The sequence below is a fragment of the Microbulbifer sp. S227A genome (genome assembly GCF_049800935.1).
In genome coordinates this window covers 56,967-79,293 of sequence record NZ_JBNAFZ010000004.1, presented here as the reverse complement: position 1 = coordinate 79,293, position 22,327 = coordinate 56,967, and the positions used below count along the sequence as shown (strand labels likewise).

The following is a 22,327-nucleotide window of genomic DNA, read 5'->3' as shown; positions in this document are numbered from 1 at the left end:
CCCCGCCTAGCCGGCGAGGCTGGGCAGGTAGAGCACGATGGAGGGAAAGGCCACCAGCAACCCGATGGTCACCGCATCGGCCACAAAGAACGGCATCACGCCCTTGAACACGTCCTGCACCGTCAGGTCCTCGCGCACCCCGGCCACCACAAAACAGTTGAGACCGATGGGCGGGGTAATCAGGCAGAACTCGGCCATCTTGACGACGAGAATCCCGAACCAGATCGCGCACATCGTCCCCGACATGCCAAAGGCGCTCTCGGCCGCGGTCACGGTCTCGCCCCCGTTCAGCGCCATCACCGCCGGATAGACCACCGGCAGCGTCAGCAGCAGCATGCCGATCGCGTCCATGAACATGCCCAGCACCGCATAGGCCAGCAGGATACAGATCAGGATCAGCATCGGCGACATGTCCAGCGAGGTGATCCAGTCGGCAAAGGCGGCGGGCAATTCCGCAAAGCCAAGAAACCGCACATAGATCAACACGCCCCAGATGATGGTAAAGATCATGATGGTCAGCTTGGCGGTGTCCAGCAGGGCCGATTTCAGCTCGGACCAGCGCATCCCCCGGAACACCGCCATCAGGAACACGATAAAGGCCCCGATTGCGCCCCCCTCGGTCGGCGTGCCCCAGGCATCGCCAAACGGGTTGTAGACAAAGAAGATGATGATCACCACCACCGCCACGATGGGAAGCGCCGGGGGCAGCGCCCTGAACCGTTCGCCCCATGTAAACCCGCGCACCGGGGGGCCGACCGTCTTGAACACCATCGCGATGCCGATGATCAGCGCCGCGTAGACCACCGCCGAAAAGGCACCGGGAATGAACCCCGCCAGCAACAGCTTGCCCACGTCCTGCTCAACGATAATCGCATAGATCACCAGGATCGCCGAGGGCGGGATCAGGCTGGCCAGCGTGCCGCCGGCGGCCACGACCCCGGCGGCGAATTGCTTGTTGTAGCCGATCTTGAGCATCTCCGGAATCGCGATGCGGGCAAACACCGCCGCCGTTGCCACCGAGGCCCCGGACACCGCCGCGAACCCCGCCGTGGCAAATACCGTCGAAACCGCCAGCCCGCCCGGCACCCATGCAATCCAGCGTTTGGCGGCCTCGAACAGGGCCGTTGTCAGGTTGGCGTAATAGGCCATGTAGCCGATCATGATAAAGACCGGGATCAGGCTCAGAACCTGCGCGCTGACCTTGGAATGGGGCACCTGCCCCGCGGTCTTGATCGCCACGGTCAGCGCCCAGCCCAGATGCTCGCCGCCAAAATCGCGCTTGGCCCAGAAGATCAGCACCAGCCCGACCAGACCCGCCAGCGCCGCCGCAAAGGCCACGCGCATCCCCGCCAGCACCAGGACCAGCAGGCCCGCGCTGACCCACAATCCGATTTCAATGGGTTCCATCAGTCATGCCCCGCAAGCTGGCTGGCCTCGGCCCGGGCCTGTTCGGCCACGCTCAGGTTCAGCGGCACCGCCACCGGGTTTTCAAGCCCCAGCACAAGCGCGCGGCCATAGCCCACCGCTTGCAGCACCAGCCGCAGAACCAGCACCGCAAAGGCCACCGGCACCACGAGCTTGGAAGGCCAGGTGGGCAGGCCGATATCGATCGAGCTGTCGCGGCTGCACAGGGGGCGCGCGCAATCAAAGGACCGGTCGAAATGCTCCCATGCGCCCCAGGTCAGGGCGGTGATCAGCATCAGGATCAGGATGATCGACACCAGTTCGAAAAACCACAGCAGCCGGCCGCTGAGCGCGCCGACCAGCATGTCCATGCGGATATGGGTGCCGTCCCGCTGAACATAGGAAATGCCCATGATGGCGATGATCGGCATGGCGGCCTCGATGTAATCGACATACCCCAATAACGGCATGCCAAAGAACTTGCGCCCAATGACCGAATAGGCGGCGAGGAACATCAGCGAAAATATCGCCAGCCCGCTCAGCAGCGCGCAGAACCGTTCGACCGGCAGCAGCGCCCGGTCCAATCGGCTCAGCAGGCTGGAATCTTCCAGTACCGCGGCAGAACCCGCCATATGCTCATCCCCTTGTCCGATGCCGGGGCCGCACCCGTGGCACGGCCCCGCAACCTCGTTGGATTACCGGTCAGTTCGAGCCCTTGGCGCTTGCCAGGGTCGACGCCACCAGATCATAAAGCTCCTGGCCCGGCAGGCCCTGCCCTTCGATCTCGGCGATCCAGGCCGCACGGATCGGGTCGGCGGCGGTGGAACGGAACGCGTCAAGCTCGGCATCGCTGATCTCGACCTTGGTGACGCCCTTTTCCTCCAGAACCGCATCCCATTTCTTGAGCAACTCGCCATAGTTGGCGAGATAATGCGCGATGGCTTCGTCCACCGAACTGTCAAGTGCCGCACGCTCGTCATCGCTCAGGGCGTCGTAGGCGTCGATATTCACCACCACCGGGCAGTTCACCGTGCCGGGGTTCAGGTTCGCGGTCCACCAGTCGGCCTGGTTGATGGTGCCAAAGGACAGGTGCGCGTGCTGGGCAAAGGCCACGGTGTCGACAACACCGGATTCCATTGCCTGGTAGGCCTCGGTCGCGGTCACCGAGGTGGGCACCGCGCCAACCGCTTCAAAGGCCTTGCCCAGACCGCCGGTGGCCCGCACGCGCATCCCCTCGAACTCACCCAGCTCGTCGCGCGGCTCGCCGGTGCCGACGATGTTGTATTGCGGCATCGGGCTGGTCATCAGCAGCTTGGCGTTCCACTGCGCCATTTCCTCCTGCACCGCCGGATGGCCATAGACCGCGTGGCTGACCGCGACTTCCTCGTCGAGATTGGACACCCCGAGGAAGGGCAGCTCCAGCACCGTGATCAGGCGGTTCTTGTCCGGGTGATAGCCGGCGCAGAACTGTGCCATTTCAAACGCACCGATGGAAATGCCATCCAGGTTCTCGCGATTCTTGGACAGGCCGCCATAGCTGACATTCATGGTGAATTCGCCGCCGGTCTTTTCGCTGACAAGCTCGGCCAGCTTTTCCACATGCTCGGTAAAGGCGCGGCGCTTGCCCCAGACGGACACGTTCCATTCGGTGGCCGACGCCTCGGCAACAAAGGATACGGCAACCGCCGTGGCAACGGCCCCGGTCAACATCTTGTTCATAAGGTACTCTCCCATATTGCGGTCCAGTCGCCGGACCGCTTGGAGTGAACGCTAGCGCGCCCGCCCGACGAAGCCAAGCCCCCGACCGCCACGGTGCGGGCCTCCGGCCTGACGATTCGCCGAACCCATATCGCGCGCCACCCTGCGTGAGGCGGCAACACGTGGCGTCCCGCGCCCACTGGCCTCGGCAGAACAATATGTCACAGGGGCACGTATCCCCGGCTTACGTCACGACAGCAACACCCGCGCAAGGGCCGCGCGCGATTGTTAACCCTACGTTAACAGTCAATGCCTTGCGGCTGCACAAGAAATCGTGAACGATTGACAAAAATTTACACAAACCACAAGATGCGCGAAAATCCTTTACAAACTAATTGTTTTATTCCCGTAAGTTATTTCCAAATTTTCAGGTTCAGTTATTATTTGTCCCGAGGAGAGCCGGGGTCTATTTTGCCCGGACGGGCCTGTCAGAGCCCTGCAACAATGACAGAGGGAGGAGCCTCGTATGAGCACAACAGCACCATCGGATACAGCCACGCCGAAATCCTATGCCCCGTCCGCCGCGATCGTCGCAAACGCGCATGTCAACGCCGCGAAATATGACGAAATGTATGCCGCGTCGGTCAACGACCCGGACACGTTCTGGGGCGAGCAAGGCAAGCGGATCGACTGGATCAAGCCCTATTCCCAGGTCAAGGATATCGATTTCACCTTGGGAAGCGTCAAGATCAACTGGTTCACCGATGGTACGCTGAACGTCTCGGCCAATTGCATCGACCGCCATCTTGAAACCCGCGGCGACCAGACCGCGATCATTTTCGAGCCGGACGATCCCGACGAAGCGGCGCAGCACATCACCTATTCCGAACTGCACCGCCGCACCTGCCGGATGGCGAACATTCTCGAGACGATGGGCGTGCGCAAGGGCGACCGGGTCATCATCTATCTTCCGATGATCCCCGAAGCCGCCTATGCCATGCTGGCCTGTGCGCGGATCGGTGCAATCCACTCGATCGTGTTCGCGGGCTTTTCTCCCGACGCGCTGGCGGCGCGTGTCAACGGCTCGGATGCCAAGGTCATCATCACCGCCGACGAAGCACCGCGCGGCGGTCGCAAGACCCCGCTCAAGTCCAATGCCGACGCCGCCCTGCTGCATTGCAAGGACAGCGTGAAATGCCTCGTGGTCAAGCGCACCGGCGGACAGACCACGTGGATCGATGGCCGCGATTATGACTATAACGAAATGGCGCTGGAGGCGGACGACTATTGCAAGCCCGCCGAGATGAGCGCCGAGGACCCGCTGTTCATCCTGTATACGTCGGGCTCCACCGGCCAGCCCAAGGGCGTGGTTCACAGCACCGGCGGTTACCTGGTCTATGCCGCGCTGACCCATGAGGTGGTGTTCGATTACCATGACGGCGATGTCTATTGGTGTACCGCCGATGTGGGCTGGGTGACCGGGCACAGCTATATCGTCTATGGCCCGCTGGCCAACGGCGCCACCACGCTGATGTTCGAGGGCGTGCCGACCTATCCCGACGCCAGCCGGTTCTGGCAGGTCTGTGAAAAGCACAAGGTCAACCAGTTCTACACCGCCCCCACCGCGCTGCGCGCATTGATGGGGCAAGGCAACGACTGGGTCGAGAAATGCGATCTGTCCAGCCTGCGCATACTTGGCACCGTGGGTGAACCGATCAACCCCGAGGCGTGGAACTGGTACAACGACGTGGTCGGCAAGGGCAATTGCCCCATCGTCGACACCTGGTGGCAGACCGAGACCGGCGGCCACATGATGACCCCCCTGCCCGGTGCCCATGCGCTCAAGCCTGGCGCGGCGCAGAAACCGTTCTTTGGAGTGCATCCGGTTGTGCTCGACCCGCAGTCGGGCGAAGAGATCGACGGCAATGACGTCGAGGGCGTGCTGGCCATCAAGGACAGCTGGCCCGGCCAGATGCGCACCGTCTGGGGCGATCACGAGCGGTTCGAAAAGACCTATTTCTCGGACTACAAGGGCTATTACTTCTCGGGCGATGGCTGCCGTCGCGACGCGGACGGGGATTACTGGATCACCGGGCGTGTGGATGACGTGATCAACGTGTCAGGCCATCGGATGGGCACCGCCGAAGTCGAGAGCGCGCTGGTTGCGCATCCCAAGGTCGCCGAGGCCGCCGTGGTGGGCTATCCCCACGACATCAAGGGGCAAGGCATCTATTGCTATGTCACCCTGATGAACGGTGTCGAATCCAGCGACGAGCTGACCAAGGAGCTGCGCACATGGGTGCGCACCGAGATCGGCCCCATCGCAAGCCCCGACGTGATCCAGTGGGCCCCCGGCCTGCCCAAGACCCGCTCGGGCAAGATCATGCGCCGCATCCTGCGCAAGATCGCCGAGAACGACTATGGCTCGCTGGGCGATACCTCGACCCTGGCCGATCCGTCGGTTGTCGATGACCTGATTGCAAACCGGGCGGGGTAACAGACAATGGACGCAGCCACGATGACCAAAGCCGCCGTTCTGATCCTGCTTGGCCCCCCGGGGGCCGGCAAGGGCACGCAGGCACGGATGCTCGAGGAGAAATTCGGCCTCGTGCAGCTCTCGACCGGCGACCTCTTGCGCGCCGCCGTCGCCGCGGGCACCGAGGCCGGCAAGGCCGCCAAGGCGGTGATGGAGGCCGGTGAACTGGTCAGCGACGAGATCGTGATCAACATCCTGCGCGACCGTCTGGCCGAGCCGGATTGTGCCAGGGGCGTGATCCTTGACGGCTTTCCGCGCACCACGGTGCAGGCCGAGGCGCTTGATGCGTTGCTTGCCGAAACCGGTCAGGGCATCAACGCCGCGATCAGCCTCGAGGTTGACGACGCGGCGATGGTCACCCGCATTTCCGGGCGCTTCACCTGTGACACCTGCGGCGAGGGCTATCACGACACGTTCAAGGCCCCGGTGGTTGCCGGAACCTGCGACAAATGCGGCGGCACCAACATGAAGCGGCGCGCGGATGACAATGCCGAAACCGTCGCCAGCCGACTGGTGGCCTATCACGAACAGACCGCCCCGCTGATTGCCTATTACAAGCGCCGGGGCGTGCTGAAATCCATCGACGCGATGGGCGATATCGACACGATTGCCGCCGACCTTGCGGCGATCGTGAAACAGGCCACAGCCTGACAAGACCCGGCCATCGCGACGATAACGCGAGGGTCATCAACTTTGGAGGAAGAAGGAGGAACCGCCATGGCGGACCAAACAACTCATGCCTCGAGCACCGCTGAGTCCGACAAGGGCTATTGGGCGGCGAACGTGCGCATCATTCTGATCAGCCTCGTCATCTGGGCGCTGGTCTCATTCGGTTTCGGCATTCTGCTGCGTCCGATGCTGTCGGGTATTTCCATCGGCGGCACCGATCTCGGTTTCTGGTTCGCACAACAGGGTTCGATCCTGGTGTTCCTGGCCCTGATCTTTTTCTACGCGTTCCGCATGAACAAACTCGACGCCCAGTTCGGCGTTGACGAAGAATAAGAGGCCCGCAAAATGGACCAGTTTACCATCAACCTGATGTTTGTGGGCGCATCCTTTGCGCTCTACATCGGCATCGCGATCTGGGCCCGTGCGGGTTCCACATCCGAATTCTACGCCGCCGGTCGCGGCGTTCACCCGGTCACCAACGGGATGGCAACCGCCGCCGACTGGATGTCGGCCGCGTCCTTCATCTCGATGGCGGGCCTGATCGCCTTTACCGGCTATGACAACAGCTCGTACCTGATGGGCTGGACCGGTGGCTATGTGCTGCTGGCACTGCTGCTTGCGCCCTATCTGCGCAAATTCGGCAAGTTCACCGTGTCCGAATTCATCGGCGACCGCTTTTACAGCCCCACCGCCCGCCTGGTGGCGGTGATCTGCCTGATCGTGGCCTCGACCACCTACGTGATCGGACAGATGACCGGCGTTGGCGTGGCCTTTGGCCGCTTTCTCGAAATCAGCAACACCGCCGGTCTGCTGATCGGTGCCTGTGTTGTGTTCGCCTATGCGGTGTTTGGCGGCATGAAGGGCGTGACCTATACGCAGGTTGCACAATACTGCGTGCTGATCCTGGCCTATACCATCCCGGCGGTCTTCATCAGCCTGCAACTGACCGGCAACCCGATCCCGGCGCTTGGCCTGTTCGGTGAGCACGTCGCCTCGGGCGAACCGCTGCTGGCCAAGCTTGATGCCATTGTCACCGAGCTGGGCTTCAACGAATATACCGCCCATAACGGCGATACGTTCAACATGGTGCTGTTCACCCTGTCGCTGATGATCGGGACCGCCGGCCTGCCGCATGTGATCATGCGCTTTTTCACCGTGCCGCGCGTTGCCGATGCCCGCTGGTCCGCTGGCTGGACGCTGGTTTTCATCGCCCTGCTCTACCTGACCGCTCCCGCCGTGGGTGCCATGGCCCGCCTGAACATCACCGACATGTTCTGGCCCAATGGAACCAATGCCGAGGCCGTGTCGATCGAGCAGATCGAGTCCGATCCGCGTTACGACTGGATGGCCACATGGCAGAAAACCGGCCTGCTCGGCTGGGAAGACAAGAACGGCGACGGCAAGATCCAGTACTATAACGACAAGTCCGAGGCCATGCAGGCCAAGGCGGCGGAGAACGGCTGGGAAGGCAACGAGCTGACCAACTTCAACCGTGACATCCTGGTTCTGGCCAATCCCGAAATCGCCAACCTGCCCGGTTGGGTGATCGGCCTGGTGGCGGCGGGCGGTCTGGCGGCGGCGCTGTCGACTGCTGCGGGTCTGCTGCTGGCGATCTCTTCGGCTGTCAGCCACGACCTTATCAAGGGTCAGATCAACCCGTCGATCTCGGAAAAGGGCGAACTGCTCTCGGCGCGGATCGCCATGGCCGCCGCGATCGTGATCGCAACCTATCTGGGTCTCAACCCTCCGGGTTTTGCGGCACAGACGGTGGCACTGGCCTTTGGCCTCGCGGCGGCGTCGATCTTCCCGGCCCTGATGATGGGCATCTTCTCCAAGAAGGTGAACAACACCGGTGCCGTGGCTGGGATGCTTGCCGGTCTGATCGTGACGCTGGTCTACATCTTCCTGCACAAGGGTTGGCTATTCATCCCGGGCACCAACAGCTTCACGGATGCTGAGCCGATGCTGCTGTCGATCAAGTCCACCTCGTTTGGTGCGGTCGGCGCATTGATCAACTTTGCCGTGGCCTACCTGGTCACCGGCATGACCAAGCCGGTTCCGCAGGACATCGTCGACCTGGTCGAAAGCGTTCGCGTGCCGCGTGGCGCGGGTGTCGCGGCCGCAGATCACTAATCCAAGTGGCGCAGGCATGTTCCCCCGGACGTGCCCGCCCACCCCGGCCCCGCCCGCAAACCATCGGGCGGGGCCATTTCAATTCCAGGATGCCGGTGGTGACCCATGACTCTGCCCGTTGACATGATCCTGCATTTTCTCAGGTCGGTTCATCCCTATGACAGCCTTGCCGCCGAGACGCTGGCCGATCTCTGCGCGCGCTTTCAGGCGATCCCGATGGCCAAGGGCGATCCGATCTATGCCTTTGGCGAGCCGCTGAGCGGTCTCTACCTGCTCTATGACGGCGAGGTCGAAGTGCGCGACGCAACCGGCAGCCCGGTATCGCTGCTGGGGCCGCGCAATTCCTTTGGCGAACGCGGGCTGATCGGTGACGGCACGGCGCTGACCTCGGCCCGCGCCACCACAGATGGCACGCTGCTGTTGCTGCCCCGCGCGGATTTCGACAGCCTGATGGCCAGCGAGCCGGTTTTCGCAAAGTTCTTTGACCGCCGCCGCAACGACGCCCGCCGCGGCAGCGACCTGGCCACCAGTCGGGTCAAGACTTTTATGGCCGCCAACCCGGTGACATGCCCCCCCGACAGCACCGTGCAACAGGCCGCGCAAACGATGCATGACAAGCGTATCTCGTCGCTCTGTGTCACCGAGGCGGGCGGGCTGACCGGGATCGTCACCACCCGCGACCTGACCGGCAAGGTGCTGGCCGCCGGCCTGCCCTGTACAACGCCGGTCGCCGAGGTGATGACCCGCGACCCCCTGACCCTGTCCCCGGCCGCGATCGGGTCGGACGTGCTGCACGCGATGATGGAACATCGCATCGGCCATATTCCGATCCTTCAGGCCAGTCGGCTGGTGGGAATCGTCACCCAGACCGATCTCACCCGCTTTCAGGCGGTCAGCTCGGCCGAGCTGGTGCGCGCCATCGCCCATGCGGACAGCGCCGCAGAGATGGCGGGCGTGACCGCGGAAATTCCCCGGCTGCTGGTGCAGCTGGTAGCCGGCGGCAACCGCCACGAGATCGTCACCCGGCTGATCACCGATATCGCTGACACCGCGACCCGCCGCTTGCTGAAACTGGCCGAAACCACGCTCGGACCGCCCCCGGTGCCTTATCTGTGGCTGGCCTGCGGCTCGCAGGGGCGGCAGGAACAGACCGGCGTATCGGACCAGGACAATTGCCTGATCCTCGACGATGCCGTCACCCCGGAACAGATGCCCTATTTCGCTGAACTCGCCCGGTTCGTGTCTGACGGGCTCGACACTTGCGGCTATTACTATTGTCCGGGCGACATGATGGCGACCAATCCCCGCTGGTGCCAACCGCTGCGCGTCTGGCGACAGTATTTCGCGGGCTGGATCGCCAGGCCCGACCCCGAGGCCCAGATGCTGGCCAGCGTCATGTTCGACCTGCGCCCGATCGGAGGCGACCGCTCGCTATTCGCGGGGCTGCATCGCGACACCTTGCAGGCCGCGCGGCGCAACTCGATCTTTGTGGCGCATATGATTGCCAACTCGCTCAAGCATACGCCGCCGCTCGGCCTGTTACGCGGCTTTGCCACCATCCGCTCGGGCGAGCACCGCAACATGATCGACATGAAACTGAACGGCGTGGTGCCGGTGGTCGATCTCGGGCGCATCTATGCGCTGACCGGCGAGCTGACCGAGGTCAACACCCGTGCCCGCCTGCAAGCCGCCGAGGCGGCGGGGGCTCTCTCCGCGTCCGGCGCCCGCGACCTGATCGACGCCTATGACCTGATCGCGGAGACCCGGCTGGCGCACCAGCTGGCGCGGATCAATGCCGGGGACGCGCCGGACAATTTCATGCCGCCCACGGTGCTCTCGGATTTTGAGCGAAGTCATCTGCGCGACGCCTTTGTCGTGGTAAAGACAATGCAGTCGTCAGCGGGCCAGGGTCGTGGCATGCTGAGCTGAGCGGATGGCCACGGATCGGTCGACACAAGCGAAACGCGGTGCGGCGATGGCGGCCCGGAAAGGAAGATGAATGTTTCTTGAACTGATCGGAACGGTATTCGCCGGGGTCGCCGCGGCGGGGGTGGTGATGCTGCTGAACCGGATGAGCGGCGGGCGCCTGCCCCGCTGGGCGATCCCGGTCTTTGCCGGCCTTGCGATGATCTCGATGACCATCTCGATGGAATACAGCTGGTATGAGCGCACGCGCGACACCCTGCCCCCCGAAGTCGAGATCGCACAAACCGTCGAAAAGAAAAGCCTGTATCAGCCCTGGACCTACCTCGTGCCCTATGTGAACCGCTTTGTCGCCGTCGACGCCGCGTCACTCAAACAGCATCCGGGCCAGCCCGGGCAGCGTATCGTCGATCTCTATTTCTTTGGCCGCTGGTCGCCGTTGCGCAAGGTGCCGGTGGCCTTTGACTGCGCCGCGAACCGCAGCGCGGTGCTCGACGGCGATACGGAATTCGGCAGCGACGGCAATATCACCAACGCGAACTGGCAGCCGGCCGCCGCCGAGGCCGACGTGCTGGCAACCGCCTGCAAGCTGTCGTGATGTTCACGCGGCTGAGCCTGCGCCTGCGTGTCTTCCTGTTCTTCTGCCTGCTGGCCGGGGGGGGCGTTGCGATCACCGCGATCTCGCTGATGATCGGCTACCAGCGGGCGGGGAACGCGGATGCGCTGGATGGCTTTGTCTTTGCCGGGATGCTCTCGGTCTTCCTGATGGTGGCGCTTGTCGCGGGGATCTGGTTGCTGTTTGACGAACATCTTGCAAAACCCATCGAACGCATTGCCGCCAACATGCGCGCCCGGGCCCATGCCGGGGTCGCCGGGGCGATGGATGCCAACACCGCGCGTTACCTGGGCGACCTGGCCCCGGCCGCCGAGGCGGTGTCGGGCAAGCTGAGCGACCATGCCATGACAACGGCCGAGCAGATCGCCAGCGAAACCGCGCGGCTGACCACGGACAAGGAGTGGCTGACCGCGCTCCTGAACGAAATCCCGGTGGCAATGATCATCGTGAACCCCGAGCATCGCATCGTGCTGTATGACGGTCAGGCCGCCGCGGTTCTGGCACAGATCGCCCAACCGCGCCTTCAGGCATCGCTGTTTGACTATCTAGAACAGCGCCCGGTCGAGGCCGCCTATCGCACGCTTGCCAGGACCGGCAAGGAGGTTGGCTTTAGCGCTCAGAGCGTCACCGGGCAGCAAAGCTATGAACTGCGGATGAAGCCGCTGGGGCGGGGGCATGGCTATCTGCTGACGCTTGACACCAGCGCCGCGCGGATCGATCCGGATGACTCGCGGCCGCTGGTCTATGACTTTGATCTGCTGGACAAATCCGGGGACGGTGCCTTTGAAGACCGCCCCCTGGACGCGTTGTGCTTCGTGGTGTTCGACACCGAGACAACCGGCCTGCTGCCCCACAAGGACGAGATCGTGCAGATCGGCGCGGTGCGGGTGTTGCGCGGGCGCATTGTCGAGGGCGAAGTGCTGGATATGCTGGTCGATCCGGGGATGCCGATTCCTGCCGCCTCGACCCGGGTACACCGGATCAGCAACGCGATGGTGGCCGGTGCCCCCGACATCACCGAGGCCGGGCGCGCGTTCCACAAATTCGCCACCGATGCCGTGATCGTCGCCCATAACGCGCCCTTTGACATGGCGTTCCTGCGACGACACGCCACCGATATGGGGGTGGAATGGTCTCACCCGATCCTTGATACGGTGCTGCTCTCGGCTGTGGTTTTCGGGGCCTCCGAAACCCACACGCTGGATGCGTTGTGCGACCGGCTGGGTGTGACCATCCCGGAGGCGTTGCGCCATACCGCACTGGGCGACGCACGGGCCACGGCGGAAGTGCTCTGTGCCCTGCTCCCGATGCTGCAAGCGCGCGGGATGACCACCTTTGGCGACGTGATCGCCCAGACCCGCAGACATGGCCGCCTGCTCGAGGACCTGAACTAGGGGACGGGATCAGTCCGCTTCGTCCTTGCGGCGACTGCTCCGCAGCACATAGGCAAGCCCCAGGGCAAACAGCACCGCCATTGCGTACCAGGTCAGCGCATAGGACAGGTGCGAATTGCTGAAGCGCAGGATCGTCAATCCTCCACGCGGCCACGCGGCGGGCGCGCCCCGGTGATCGGCATCGATGAAATACGGCAAGGTTGCCCCAAGCCCCAGCGAGTCGGACAGGGCCACGGTATCGCGTGACACCCATCGCCCCGACTGCGGATCGTTGCGTTCAAGCAGGGTGCCGCCCTGCGCCGTCGGACGCAACAGCCCGGTCACCGGGCTTTGCGCGATGCTCCAGTTCGCCGGATCCCGTGCATCGGCGGGCACAAAGCCGCGATTGACCCAAAGGATGCCGCCCCCGGTCTGCATCGGCGACATCACCCAATAGCCCGGCCCCAGCTCGGTAACCGCCTTGACCAGCACCGCCTCGCGATCCAGCCAGCGGCCATCAACAGCGACCCGCAGATAGGCGTGGCGCCCGGCGTCGAAATGCTCGGGCAATGCAACCGCAGGCCCAAAGGCCCTTGTCTCGACCGCGGCGATCAGTTCCTGTTTCCAGGCCAGCCGCCGCACCTGCCAGTTGCCCAGCAGCACGAACACCACGATCATCAGGACCGACAGGGCCAGCAGCAGCGCCGTGACCCATAGGGGCCGGCCGGCTGCGGCCCGATCGCTCATGGCAGGTTGCGCACCCGCTCGATCTGTTCATGGGCCGGCATCATGTTTTCATCCAGGTTGAACATGACCCAGATCGACCCCGCCATCACGATCACCAGCAGCAGCACCGTCAGCCCCATCGACATGACCTGCCATCCCTCTTCGACCTTGAGGGTCACGTGCAGGAAATAGCGGATATGAACCAGCATCTGCATCGCCCCGAGGGCAAAGATGATCGCCACCGCCCAGCCGGTGCTGTCCAGCGCATCGCCGAGAACGATCCAGAACGGGATCACGGTCAGCACGACCGACAGCAGGAAACCGACCAGGTAGGACTTGAAGCTGCCATGCCCGCCTTGTGCTTGTTCGCTCATAGCAGAACCCCCGTGAGGTAAACCAAGGAAAAGACGCCGATCCAGATCAGATCGAGGAAGTGCCAGAACAGCGAAAGACACATGACACGGCGCTTGTTTTCATGGGTCAGGCCGCGCTGGCTTAGCTGTATCAGAAGCACGATCAACCAGATGCTGCCGCCCAGAACGTGCATCCCGTGCGTCCCCACCAGAAAGAAGAACGACGACAGGAAGGCGCTGGCCTGCGGGGTCGCGCCGATATGGATCAGGTGCGAAAATTCCGCGTATTCCAGGTACAGGAACCCGGCCCCGAACAGCCCGGTGACGATCAGCCACAAGAGCGTGCCGCGCAGATCCCCCATATCCATCCGCAGCACCGCGAACCCGTAGGTGATTGACGAGAACAGCAGCGCAAAGGTGGCCACCAGGATGGTCTCGATCTCGAACAGGTCCGACGGGGACGGACCCGCCGCATAGTTCTGACCCAGAACCGCGTAGGTGGCAAAGAGGATGCCAAAGATCAGGCAGTCGCTCATCAGGTAGATCCAGAACCCCAGCATGGTTCCGGTGTCATGGGGGTGATCCCCGTGATCGCCGTGATCGCCCCCATGATTGTCGCCGTGATGGGCGTCATCGATCACGAAGAACTCGTTCGCCGTTTCGCCGGATGTGCGCGTCATTATTCTGCGGCCCCCGCCAGCTGTTGTGTCCGTTGTCTTTCGATGGTTTCGACCTCGTCCGCCGGCACGTAATAGTCACGGTTATAGTTGAACGTATGGCCAATGCCGTAGATCAGCGTCGCCGCAAAGCTGGCGGCGGCGAGCCACCAGACATGCCAGATCATCGCAAAGCCCATCACCGTCAGCAGCGCCGCCATGACCACGCCGGTTGCGGTGTAACGCGGCATGTGGATGGGTGCGAACCCTTCGGTCGGGCGGACAAAGCCCTTGCGTTTCATCTGGTCGAAAGCGTCCAGTTCGTGCACCCGCGGGGTAAAGGCAAAGTTGTAATAGGGCGGCGGCGAAGACGTGGCCCATTCCAGCGTGCGGCCATTCCACGGGTCCCCGGTCACGTCGCGCAGCGCGTCGCGATTGCGGATCGACACATAGATCTGCCACAGGAAGGCGCCGATCCCCGCCGCGACGAACAACGCCCCAACCAGCGCGATCACGAAATAGATCGAATAGAACGTGTCCTCGAACTGGCTGAGACGGCGGGTGACCCCCATCAGGCCCAGCACGTAAAGCGGCATGAAGGCGAGATAGAAGCCGATCAGCCAGCACCAGAAGCTGACCTTGCCCCAGAACGGTTCGAGCTTGAAGCCAAAGGCCTTGGGCCACCAATACACGATGCCCGCGAATATCCCGAAGACAACGCCGCCGATGATCACGTTGTGGAAATGCGCGATCAGGAACAGCGAATTGTGCAGCACGTAATCCGCCGGCGGAACCGCCAGAAGCACGCCGGTCATCCCGCCGATCACAAAGGTCAGCATGAAGCCCATGACCCAGAGCATCGGCGTTTCGAACCGGATGCGCCCCTTGTACATGGTGAACAGCCAGTTGAAGATCTTGGCCCCCGTCGGGATCGAGATGATCATCGTGGTGATACCAAAGAACGCGTTCACGTTCGCGCCCGCCCCCATTGTGAAGAAGTGGTGCAGCCAGACGAGATAGCTCAGGATCATGATCACACAGGTGGCGTAGACCATCGAGGTATAGCCAAACAGCCGCTTGCCGGTAAAGGTCGGCACGATTTCCGAAAAGATGCCAAAGACCGGCAGGATCAGGATATAGACCTCCGGATGCCCCCAGATCCAGATGAGGTTCACATACATCATCGGATTGCCGCCCATGTCATTGGTAAAGAAATGGGTGCCCAGGTAGCGATCCGCGGTCAGCAGGGCCAGCGTTGCCGCCAGCACCGGAAAGGTCACGACGATCAGGATGTTGGTACACAGCGTGGTCCAGACAAAGACCGGCATTTTCATATAGCTCATCCCCGGCGCGCGCATCTTGACGATGGTCACCACCAGGTTGATCCCCGACAGGGTCGTGCCGATCCCGGCGATGTTCAGGGACCACAGGTAATAATCCATGCCGACGCTAGGACTGAACTCCAGCCCCGAGAACGGCGCATAGGCGAGCCAGCCCGCGGTCGAGAATTCGCCCACGAACAACGACATCATGATCAGCACCGCACCGGACACTGTCAGCCAGAAGCTGAGGTTGTTCAGGAACGGAAAGGCCACGTCTCGCGCGCCGATCTGCAGCGGCATCACGTAGTTCATGAATCCGGTCACGAAGGGCATCGCGACAAAGAAGATCATGATCACGCCATGGGCGGTGAAAATCTGGTCGTAGTGATGCGGGGTCAGATACCCATCGCCGCCGCTTGCGGCGATGGCCTGGTGCCCGCGCATCATCAGGGCGTCGGCAAACCCGCGCAGCAGCATGACCAGGCCCAGGATCATGTACATGATCCCGATCTTCTTGTGGTCGATGCTGGTGAACCACTGGGACCAGAGATAGCCCCAGAGCCGGTAATAGGTCAGCGCCGCAACCAGCGCCAGCCCGGCCAGCACCACCACGATGAAGGTGACCAGCACGATTGGCTCGTAAAAGGGAAATATGTCCCAGGACAGCTTGCCCCAGAATGGATCAACACCCGAAACAGGGGCGACCCCCTCGGTGGCTCCGTGAGATAGCGACATTGCGGTATCTTTCCGTTTGTTGGTGTTTCAGGTCAGTTCGCCGACGCCGGCGGGATCAGCGTCATCGCGGCGATAATCTCGTTCTCGCGGATGCGCATCTCGGGGCGCACCATTGCAATCAACGCCCCCGGATCGTCGGCAGAGCAGATGCCACGGAACATCTCGCGGTTCCACAGCCCTTCAAGCCCGCCGCCGCCCAACGCGTCAACCATCATCATGTCATTCAGGCACAGCGTATCGTCGCCGATGCACAGGTTCACGATCTTGTCCCAGAGGCCGGTTTCGACGGAATCGTAGTAGGTTACCGGGTGGGCGATACTTGGTTGATCAAGCTGTGCAAGCGTGTCGCGATCAAGTTCCGAGCCCTGTGCGCGCACCTGCTCGACCCAGGCATCGAACCCCTCCTGGTCCTTGCCATGGAACTTGAACCGCATATGCGAGAACCCCTCGCCGCTGTAATTCGCGGAAAAACCGTCATAGATGCCCGCTTCGTTGATCACCGCGTTCAGCTCGGTCTGCATGCCCGACATCGCGTAGATCTGCCCGGCCAGCGCCGGTACGAAGAACGAGTTCATCACCGTGGTCGAGGTGATCTCGAACCGGATCGGGCGGCCGACAACCGCCGCGACCTCGTTCACCGTGGCGACCCCTTCTTCGGGATAGATGAACAGCCATTTCCAATCCATTGCCGAGACTTGGATCACCATCGGCTCGACATCGGGATCGATCGGCTGCTCCGCGGATACCCGCCGCAGGGGTTCGAACGGGTCGAGCCGGTGCGTCGCCACATAGGTCAGCCCCGCCAGGCAGATGATGATCGCCAGCGGAACCGACCAGATGATGATTTCGAGGCTGGTCGAATGGTCCCAGTCGGGTTCATAGGTCGCGTTCTCGTTCGAGGCGCGGTACTTCCAGGCAAAGAACACGGTCAGCGCCATCACCGGCACGATGATGATCAGCATCAGAACCGTGGAATACAGAATCAGGTCGGCCTGTTGTGCCGCCACGTCGCCAGACGGGTTCAAAACAACCAGGTCGCAGCCGGTCAGTGCGATAAATGGCAGCAGCATGGCCAGGGAAACGGCGCGCTTCATCTTGATCATATTGTCGCGTCTCTCGGATTCGGTCTTGGGGGTAAGAATTTGTTCTGCTGGCAAGATTTCATTGGGAAACCTTTGCTTGCGGGTCAGGTTGTGCATTCTTTGGCGAATTCCAGCAATGCGACAAATCGTGACCCGCAAAATCACCTTTGGCTTGACCTTCCGGAAACGACGGGTAAGCCAGATTGCGACACACAGGAGTTTTCCCATGACATCCGCAGAAGCCACGCCGCGATACACCGCAACAATCGATGAAGTGATAACCACGGTCGTGATGGCGCGGGTGACTGATTTCTTTGGGTTCTTCGTTTACGCGATCGCTTCGGCGCTGGTGTTTCCACAGTTGTTCTTCCCGACGCTCGACCCGCTCGGCGGCACGCTGGCCTCGTTTGCGATCTTTTCGCTGGCTTTCCTGGCCCGCCCGGTCGCCAGCCTCGCCGGGCGCTCGCTGCAACACAAGATCGGGCGCGTGGGCAAGGTCAGCTTTGCGTTGATTCTGCTGGGAACGTCGACCGTTGCAATCGGCCTGCTGCCCGGGTTCGAGAAAATCGGCTGGTTTGCCCCTGTTCTACTGGCGTTTTTGCGGATTTTGCAGGGTTTGGGCCTTGGCGGGGCCTGGGACGGGCTGACCTTGCAGTTGCAAAATGTCGCACCCGACTCCCGCAAGGGTCTCTATGCCATGGTGCCGCAGCTGGGCGGGCCGATCGGGTTCGTTGTCGCCGCGTCGATCTTTTTTGTTCTCAAGGGCTTTCTGACCGAGGCCGAGTTCCTGCAATGGGGCTGGCGCTTTGCCTTCTTCGCGGTGATGGCGGTGAACGTGGTGTCGCTCTATGCCCGCGTCCGGCTGCTGAATTCGGAACTCGGTGTCGCCCCCGAGGTTATGCGCTCGGCACCCCTGCCGGAACTGGTCCGCAACGAGGGGAAGACCATCTTCCTTTCCGCCTGCCTGCCCTTGGCGAGCTATGCCCTGTTTCACATGGTAACGGTATTCCCATTGGCATTTGCCGCGATTTACGAACATTTCGAGATTGCCGATATCCTGATCGTGCAATTGATCGGCGGAGCATTGGCCATTCTGACCGTGATCGTGTCGGGCTTTCTCGCGGATCGCTACAACCGGCGTACCGTCATTCGCCTGAGCTCGATATTGATCGTGGTGCTCAGCCTGACGATCGGCACGCTGGCGCATTATCCGATGCTCTATATCCTGTTCGGGTTCATGGTGCTGGGGCTGGCCTATGGCCAGGCCAGCGCCATCGTACCGCACCGGTTCCCGGCGCAATACCGCTATTCCGGCTCGGCGATGGCCACCAACCTGTCGTGGATCCTCGGTGCCGCCTTTGCACCGCTGGTGGGGATCGGCCTGACCGCGGCGTTCGGCCTGTGGGCGGCAGGGCTCTACCTGCTGTCTGGCGCGCTGGTGACTTTCGCCGCGTTGCAGCTGCTGAACCGGCAAAGCCCGGCCTGACGCCGGGCCAGCCGGCACCCGTGGCAGTCAGAACATGCCGATCTGCGAGCCCGGCTGTGCCGCGACCTTCAGCAGCGAAAACACATAGCCCGCCACCGACCGGAAACAGATGATCTGAAAGGTCTGCTCGTTGCTCATCCAGAACGCGGCCGGAACCTGCGCCATGCGGCTGCGCCGGAACTGGCCCGGAGCAAAGGCCTGCGGAGAAAAATCGACCGGGCACAGCTTGGCCATGACCTCGCGCGCGGCGGGGCCGCTGAGGCGAAACAGGGCACGCGCATCCGAGACATTGACCGCCAGCCCATGCGCGCCCTGCATCCCCCGACGCAGGGTTTCGACATGCGCATCGGCCTCTGCATGCGGACACAGCAGCAGCAATTCGTCGGGCGACATCCAGCACACCCCGCCCGTCCGGTCGCCGATGATACACCCGGCTTGCGGCACCGCCACACCGGCAACCGCGCGCACGGAGGCTCCGACCGCCTCGGCCGAGAGATCGCCCCGCAGGATGATCATCCCCTGCAACCCGTCTTCCGCGATCCGGGCGATGCCGTCATGGCTGGCCCCGTTCAGGGCGCTGAGCGGTTCAGACATTTTGCTTCTCCCCGTCCTTGTCATAGAAAACCTGATCCACGATCCGGGCGATATGGGTCTGGCCATCCGCACAGTGGAAACTGATCTCCTCGCCCATCCGCTCGGGCCCGTTCAGCACCAGCCCCATGGCAATGCCGCGATCCAGCGTCGGCGAATAATAGGTCGAGGTCACCCGGCCCTGCGTCACCCGCTGACCATTGGCGTTGACCCCCTCGCCCACCGCAAGGGCCCCGTCGGGCAATACCGCACCGTCGGTGGTTTCAAGCCCGACGAGCTTCCACCGGTCCGGGTCTGTCATGTGGCTGCGGTCTTGTGCGCGTTTCCCCAGATAATCGTCCTTCTTCTTGGAAATCGCCCAGCCCATGCCAAGATCCTGCGGGATGACCGTGCCGTCGGTCTCGTCCCCGATCATGATAAAGCCCTTTTCGGCGCGCATCACGTGCAGTGCCTCGGTGCCATAGGGCATGATCCCGAACTCTTCGCCCGCCTCGATCAGCATTTCCCAGAATGCCAGCCCCTGCGACGCCGGAACCGCGATTTCATAGCTCAGCTCGCCCGAGAACGAAATCCGGTAGACGCGGGCGTCGATCCCGCCGATTTGTCCATCCGCCCAGGCCATGAACGGCAGCGCCTCGGCACTCAGATCCATGCCGCCGATCTTGGTCAACAGCTTGCGTGCCAGGGGGCCGACGACACCGATCTGGGCGTATTGCTCGGTGACATTGGCCACGTAGACCTGCCAGTCCCACCATTCGGTTTGCAGCCATTCTTCCATATGCGCATGGATATGCTCGGCCCCGCCGCTGGTGGTGTGGCACAGGAACGTATCTTCATCGATGCGTGCGACCACCCCATCATCCATGAGAAAGCCGTTCTCGTTGCACATCAGCCCGTAGCGACAGCGCCCCGGTTTGAGCGTCGACATCATGTTGGTATAGAGCATGTCGAGGAACCGCCCGGCATCCGGCCCCTTGACGATCAGCTTGCCAAGCGTCGACGCATCCAGCAGCCCCACCGCCTCGCGGGTATTGCGAACCTCACGGATCACCGCGTCAGGTGCCGTTTCGGTGCCACGCAGATAGGCATAGGGCCGCCGCCAATGCCCCACCGGCTCCCAATCCGCCCCATGGGCGTCGTGCCAGCCATGCATCGGCGTGCGGCGGATCGGCAGAAACACTTCGCCGCGCGCCTCGCCCGCGATCGCGCCCATCGAGATCGGCGTATAGGGCGGGCGGAACGTGGTGGTACCGGTTGCCGGGATCGGCTGGCCCAAAGCATCGGACAATATGGCAAGACCGTTGATATTGCTCAGTTTTCCCTGATCCGTCGCCATGCCCAAAGTGGTATAGCGCTTGGTGTGCTCAACGCTCTCGAACCCCTCGCGCGCGGCCAGTTGCACGTCCGACACCTTGACGTCGTTCTGAAAGTCCAGCCAGGATTTCGAACGCAGCCCCACATGCGCGGCGCGCGGCATCAGCCAGACCGCCTCGATGGGCATCTCGTCCTCGGTCTCGCCCACCGGCGCCCCGGTATCCCGGGGTTTGAACCCGGCTGCCGTGGCCGCGGCCCTGCCGGCTCCTGTGGCGTCGGTCAGCACATCCCCAAGCGCAAGCGCGCCGTTCGAGGCCCCGGCGGCCAGCACGAAACCACCGCCATCCGCGCCCAGCGGAGGCCGTTCGGGATCGGGCCGGAAATGCGCCTGCGCCTCGTCCCAGAGCAGCTTGCCCCCGCAATGCGACCACAGATGCACAACCGGCGACCAACCGCCCGACATCGCCACCGCATCGCATTTCACCTCTTCCAGCGCTCCGCCGATACCGTCCTGCGCACAGATCTGCACGGTTTTCACCCGCTTGCCGCCACCGACCTTGGCAATCGCGCGGCCCGGATCGATGCGAATGCCCAGGGCCCGCGCCGCGTCCATCAGGGCACCGCCGCCCGCACTCCTTGCATCCAGCACCCGGACCACGTTCACCCCCGCCTCCCGCAGGCAGATCGCGGTACGGTACCCGTCGTCGTTATTGGTCGCGACCACCACACGTTCGCCCGGAGACACCGCGTAATTGACCACGTAATCGCGCATCGCCGAGGCCAGCATGACACCGGGAATGTCATTGCCCGCAAATGACAGCGGGCGTTCGATGGCACCGGTCGCGGTGACGATCTGACTCGCGCGGATGCGCCAAAGCCGGTGCCGCGGCCCCTGCGCATATGGCAAATGGTCGGTCAGCCGCTCATAGCCCAGCACATAGCCGTGATCATAAACCCCCGCGCCCATGCAGCGCCGGCGCAGGGTGACATTCTCCATCTGCCCAAGCCGGGAAACCGTATCGTCGATGAATTGCGCCACGGGAACACCATCGACCATGCCGCCATCAACCGGCGCGCGACCACCCCAATGCGCGGTCTGCTCCAGAACCAGAACCTTGGCCCCCGCCTCGGCCGCGCCGAGCGCCGCCACAAGGCCGGCAACGCCGCCACCGATCACCAGAACATCGGCAAAGGCGTGGACATGTTCATATGTATCGGCGTCCGGCTCTGTCGGGGCCTGTCCCAGGCCGGCGGACTGCCGGATAAAGGGCTCGTAAACGCTCTTCCAGAAGGCGCGCGGATACATGAACATCTTGTAATAGAACCCCGCCGGCAACAGCCGGGACAGGTGTTTGTTAATGCCCCCGACGTCAAATTCCAGCGACGGCCAGTGGTTCTGGCTGCGCGTGGCGAGCCCGTCGAACAGCTCGGTCGTGGTGGCGCGCTGATTGGGTTCAAAGCGCTTGCCTTCGCCCAGGTTCATCAGGGCATTCGGCTCTTCAACCCCCGAGGCGACGATGCCACGCGGACGGTGGTACTTGAACGACCTGCCGACCATGACCTGATCATTGGCCAACAGGGCCGAGGCCAGCGTGTCCCCGGGATGCCCGGCCAGCGGTCTGCCGTTAAAGGAAAAGCCGATACGACGTGACCGGTCGATCAGACGACCCTGCGTGCTCAGTCTCTTGCTCATGGTCGCACCTCGATTGG

At 62.9% G+C, this 22,327-nt stretch carries 18 protein-coding genes; 8 read left to right on the top strand and 10 right to left on the bottom strand.

All coding sequences use genetic code 11. The annotated features are described in order from the left end of the window. Window positions 1–6 precede the first annotated feature (6 nt). The 3 genes from ACP15R_RS10920 to ACP15R_RS10910 form a co-directional block, all read right to left on the bottom strand. Window positions 7–1,407 carry a TRAP transporter large permease gene (locus tag ACP15R_RS10920; RefSeq protein ID WP_424986438.1) on the bottom strand — a complete coding sequence of 467 codons (1,401 nt, stop codon included), beginning with the start codon at window positions 1,405–1,407 and terminating at the stop codon, window positions 7–9. Next, entirely contained in the window at window positions 1,407–2,036 is a 630-nt protein-coding gene (locus tag ACP15R_RS10915; protein WP_424986437.1) for a TRAP transporter small permease subunit, read from the bottom strand. The genes ACP15R_RS10920 and ACP15R_RS10915 overlap by 1 nt, the downstream gene beginning before the upstream one ends. Before the next feature lie 70 nt (window positions 2,037–2,106). Further along, complete coding sequence (locus tag ACP15R_RS10910) at window positions 2,107–3,123, bottom strand: C4-dicarboxylate TRAP transporter substrate-binding protein (protein WP_424986436.1); 1,017 nt, start codon at window positions 3,121–3,123, stop codon at window positions 2,107–2,109. A gap of 505 nt (window positions 3,124–3,628) precedes the next feature. Between ACP15R_RS10910 and acs the strand changes: the two genes are divergently transcribed. The 7 genes from acs to ACP15R_RS10875 all read left to right on the top strand — a co-directional run bounded on the left by acs (window position 3,629) and on the right by ACP15R_RS10875 (window position 12,373). Next, window positions 3,629–5,599, top strand: coding sequence for an acetate--CoA ligase (gene acs / locus ACP15R_RS10905; protein WP_424986435.1), 1,971 nt, complete (start codon window positions 3,629–3,631; stop codon window positions 5,597–5,599). A gap of 21 nt (window positions 5,600–5,620) precedes the next feature. Beyond that, the gene (locus tag ACP15R_RS10900; RefSeq protein WP_424986434.1) at window positions 5,621–6,289 is read left to right on the top strand and encodes an adenylate kinase; all 669 of its coding nucleotides are present in this window, start codon (window positions 5,621–5,623) and stop codon (window positions 6,287–6,289) included. Window positions 6,290–6,355: 66 nt separating this feature from the next. After that, complete coding sequence (locus ACP15R_RS10895; RefSeq protein WP_424986433.1) at window positions 6,356–6,640, top strand: DUF4212 domain-containing protein; 285 nt, start codon at window positions 6,356–6,358, stop codon at window positions 6,638–6,640. 12 nt (window positions 6,641–6,652) lie between these two features. Beyond that, on the top strand, window positions 6,653–8,440 hold the full coding sequence (locus ACP15R_RS10890) for a sodium:solute symporter family protein (RefSeq protein WP_424986432.1): 1,788 nt from the start codon (window positions 6,653–6,655) through the stop codon (window positions 8,438–8,440). 105 nt (window positions 8,441–8,545) lie between these two features. Further along, window positions 8,546–10,369: a DUF294 nucleotidyltransferase-like domain-containing protein gene (locus tag ACP15R_RS10885; RefSeq protein WP_424986431.1), complete on the top strand. Its 1,824-nt coding sequence runs from the start codon at window positions 8,546–8,548 to the stop codon at window positions 10,367–10,369. A gap of 70 nt (window positions 10,370–10,439) precedes the next feature. Continuing rightward, window positions 10,440–10,961, top strand: coding sequence for a hypothetical protein (locus ACP15R_RS10880; RefSeq protein ID WP_424986430.1), 522 nt, complete (start codon window positions 10,440–10,442; stop codon window positions 10,959–10,961). Further along, window positions 10,961–12,373, top strand: coding sequence for a 3'-5' exonuclease (locus tag ACP15R_RS10875; RefSeq protein WP_424986429.1), 1,413 nt, complete (start codon window positions 10,961–10,963; stop codon window positions 12,371–12,373). Before ACP15R_RS10880 ends, ACP15R_RS10875 begins: the two co-directional genes overlap by 1 nt. Window positions 12,374–12,382: 9 nt before the next feature. On the opposite strand, the gene ACP15R_RS10870 is transcribed toward ACP15R_RS10875, so the two are convergent. From ACP15R_RS10870 to cyoA, 5 genes are read right to left on the bottom strand one after another with little or no spacing between them, the layout of a single operon-like run. Next, entirely contained in the window at window positions 12,383–13,099 is a 717-nt protein-coding gene (locus ACP15R_RS10870; protein ID WP_424986428.1) for an SURF1 family protein, read from the bottom strand. Then, window positions 13,096–13,452, bottom strand: coding sequence for a cytochrome o ubiquinol oxidase subunit IV (gene cyoD, locus ACP15R_RS10865; protein WP_424986427.1), 357 nt, complete (start codon window positions 13,450–13,452; stop codon window positions 13,096–13,098). The genes ACP15R_RS10870 and cyoD overlap by 4 nt, the downstream gene beginning before the upstream one ends. Further along, window positions 13,449–14,111, bottom strand: coding sequence for a cytochrome o ubiquinol oxidase subunit III (cyoC, locus tag ACP15R_RS10860; RefSeq protein ID WP_424986426.1), 663 nt, complete (start codon window positions 14,109–14,111; stop codon window positions 13,449–13,451). The genes cyoD and cyoC overlap by 4 nt, the downstream gene beginning before the upstream one ends. After that, window positions 14,111–16,144, bottom strand: coding sequence for a cytochrome o ubiquinol oxidase subunit I (cyoB, locus tag ACP15R_RS10855; protein ID WP_424986425.1), 2,034 nt, complete (start codon window positions 16,142–16,144; stop codon window positions 14,111–14,113). The genes cyoC and cyoB overlap by 1 nt, the downstream gene beginning before the upstream one ends. A gap of 32 nt (window positions 16,145–16,176) precedes the next feature. Then, window positions 16,177–17,247: a ubiquinol oxidase subunit II gene (gene cyoA / locus ACP15R_RS10850; RefSeq protein ID WP_424986424.1), complete on the bottom strand. Its 1,071-nt coding sequence runs from the start codon at window positions 17,245–17,247 to the stop codon at window positions 16,177–16,179. A 205-nt stretch (window positions 17,248–17,452) separates the two neighbouring features. Here cyoA and ACP15R_RS10845 point away from each other — a divergent pair, with 205 nt between their 5' ends. Then, window positions 17,453–18,712 (top strand): MFS transporter, encoded by a 1,260-nt coding sequence (locus ACP15R_RS10845; protein WP_424986423.1) that lies wholly within the window; start codon window positions 17,453–17,455, stop codon window positions 18,710–18,712. A 27-nt stretch (window positions 18,713–18,739) separates the two neighbouring features. On the opposite strand, the gene ACP15R_RS10840 is transcribed toward ACP15R_RS10845, so the two are convergent. Both ACP15R_RS10840 and ACP15R_RS10835 read right to left on the bottom strand, forming a co-directional pair. Further along, on the bottom strand, window positions 18,740–19,306 hold the full coding sequence (locus tag ACP15R_RS10840; protein WP_424986422.1) for a sarcosine oxidase subunit gamma: 567 nt from the start codon (window positions 19,304–19,306) through the stop codon (window positions 18,740–18,742). Beyond that, on the bottom strand, window positions 19,299–22,310 hold the full coding sequence (locus tag ACP15R_RS10835; RefSeq protein WP_424986421.1) for a sarcosine oxidase subunit alpha family protein: 3,012 nt from the start codon (window positions 22,308–22,310) through the stop codon (window positions 19,299–19,301). The genes ACP15R_RS10840 and ACP15R_RS10835 overlap by 8 nt, the downstream gene beginning before the upstream one ends. Window positions 22,311–22,327: the final 17 nt, after the last annotated feature.

Coding starts and splice junctions, on each gene's coding strand:
- ACP15R_RS10870 (WP_424986428.1), bottom strand. CDS start 13,099: ATGAGCGATCGGGCCGCAGCCGGCCGGCCCCTATGGGTCACGGCGCTG.
- ACP15R_RS10875 (WP_424986429.1), top strand. CDS start 10,961: ATGTTCACGCGGCTGAGCCTGCGCCTGCGTGTCTTCCTGTTCTTCTGC.
- acs (WP_424986435.1), top strand. CDS start 3,629: ATGAGCACAACAGCACCATCGGATACAGCCACGCCGAAATCCTATGCC.
- cyoC (WP_424986426.1), bottom strand. CDS start 14,111: ATGACGCGCACATCCGGCGAAACGGCGAACGAGTTCTTCGTGATCGAT.
- ACP15R_RS10845 (WP_424986423.1), top strand. CDS start 17,453: ATGACATCCGCAGAAGCCACGCCGCGATACACCGCAACAATCGATGAA.
- ACP15R_RS10910 (WP_424986436.1), bottom strand. CDS start 3,123: ATGAACAAGATGTTGACCGGGGCCGTTGCCACGGCGGTTGCCGTATCC.
- ACP15R_RS10880 (WP_424986430.1), top strand. CDS start 10,440: ATGTTTCTTGAACTGATCGGAACGGTATTCGCCGGGGTCGCCGCGGCG.
- ACP15R_RS10900 (WP_424986434.1), top strand. CDS start 5,621: ATGACCAAAGCCGCCGTTCTGATCCTGCTTGGCCCCCCGGGGGCCGGC.
- ACP15R_RS10915 (WP_424986437.1), bottom strand. CDS start 2,036: ATGGCGGGTTCTGCCGCGGTACTGGAAGATTCCAGCCTGCTGAGCCGA.
- ACP15R_RS10885 (WP_424986431.1), top strand. CDS start 8,546: ATGACTCTGCCCGTTGACATGATCCTGCATTTTCTCAGGTCGGTTCAT.
- ACP15R_RS10895 (WP_424986433.1), top strand. CDS start 6,356: ATGGCGGACCAAACAACTCATGCCTCGAGCACCGCTGAGTCCGACAAG.
- ACP15R_RS10840 (WP_424986422.1), bottom strand. CDS start 19,306: ATGTCTGAACCGCTCAGCGCCCTGAACGGGGCCAGCCATGACGGCATC.
- ACP15R_RS10835 (WP_424986421.1), bottom strand. CDS start 22,310: ATGAGCAAGAGACTGAGCACGCAGGGTCGTCTGATCGACCGGTCACGT.
- ACP15R_RS10920 (WP_424986438.1), bottom strand. CDS start 1,407: ATGGAACCCATTGAAATCGGATTGTGGGTCAGCGCGGGCCTGCTGGTC.
- cyoD (WP_424986427.1), bottom strand. CDS start 13,452: ATGAGCGAACAAGCACAAGGCGGGCATGGCAGCTTCAAGTCCTACCTG.
- cyoB (WP_424986425.1), bottom strand. CDS start 16,144: ATGTCGCTATCTCACGGAGCCACCGAGGGGGTCGCCCCTGTTTCGGGT.
- cyoA (WP_424986424.1), bottom strand. CDS start 17,247: ATGATCAAGATGAAGCGCGCCGTTTCCCTGGCCATGCTGCTGCCATTT.
- ACP15R_RS10890 (WP_424986432.1), top strand. CDS start 6,653: ATGGACCAGTTTACCATCAACCTGATGTTTGTGGGCGCATCCTTTGCG.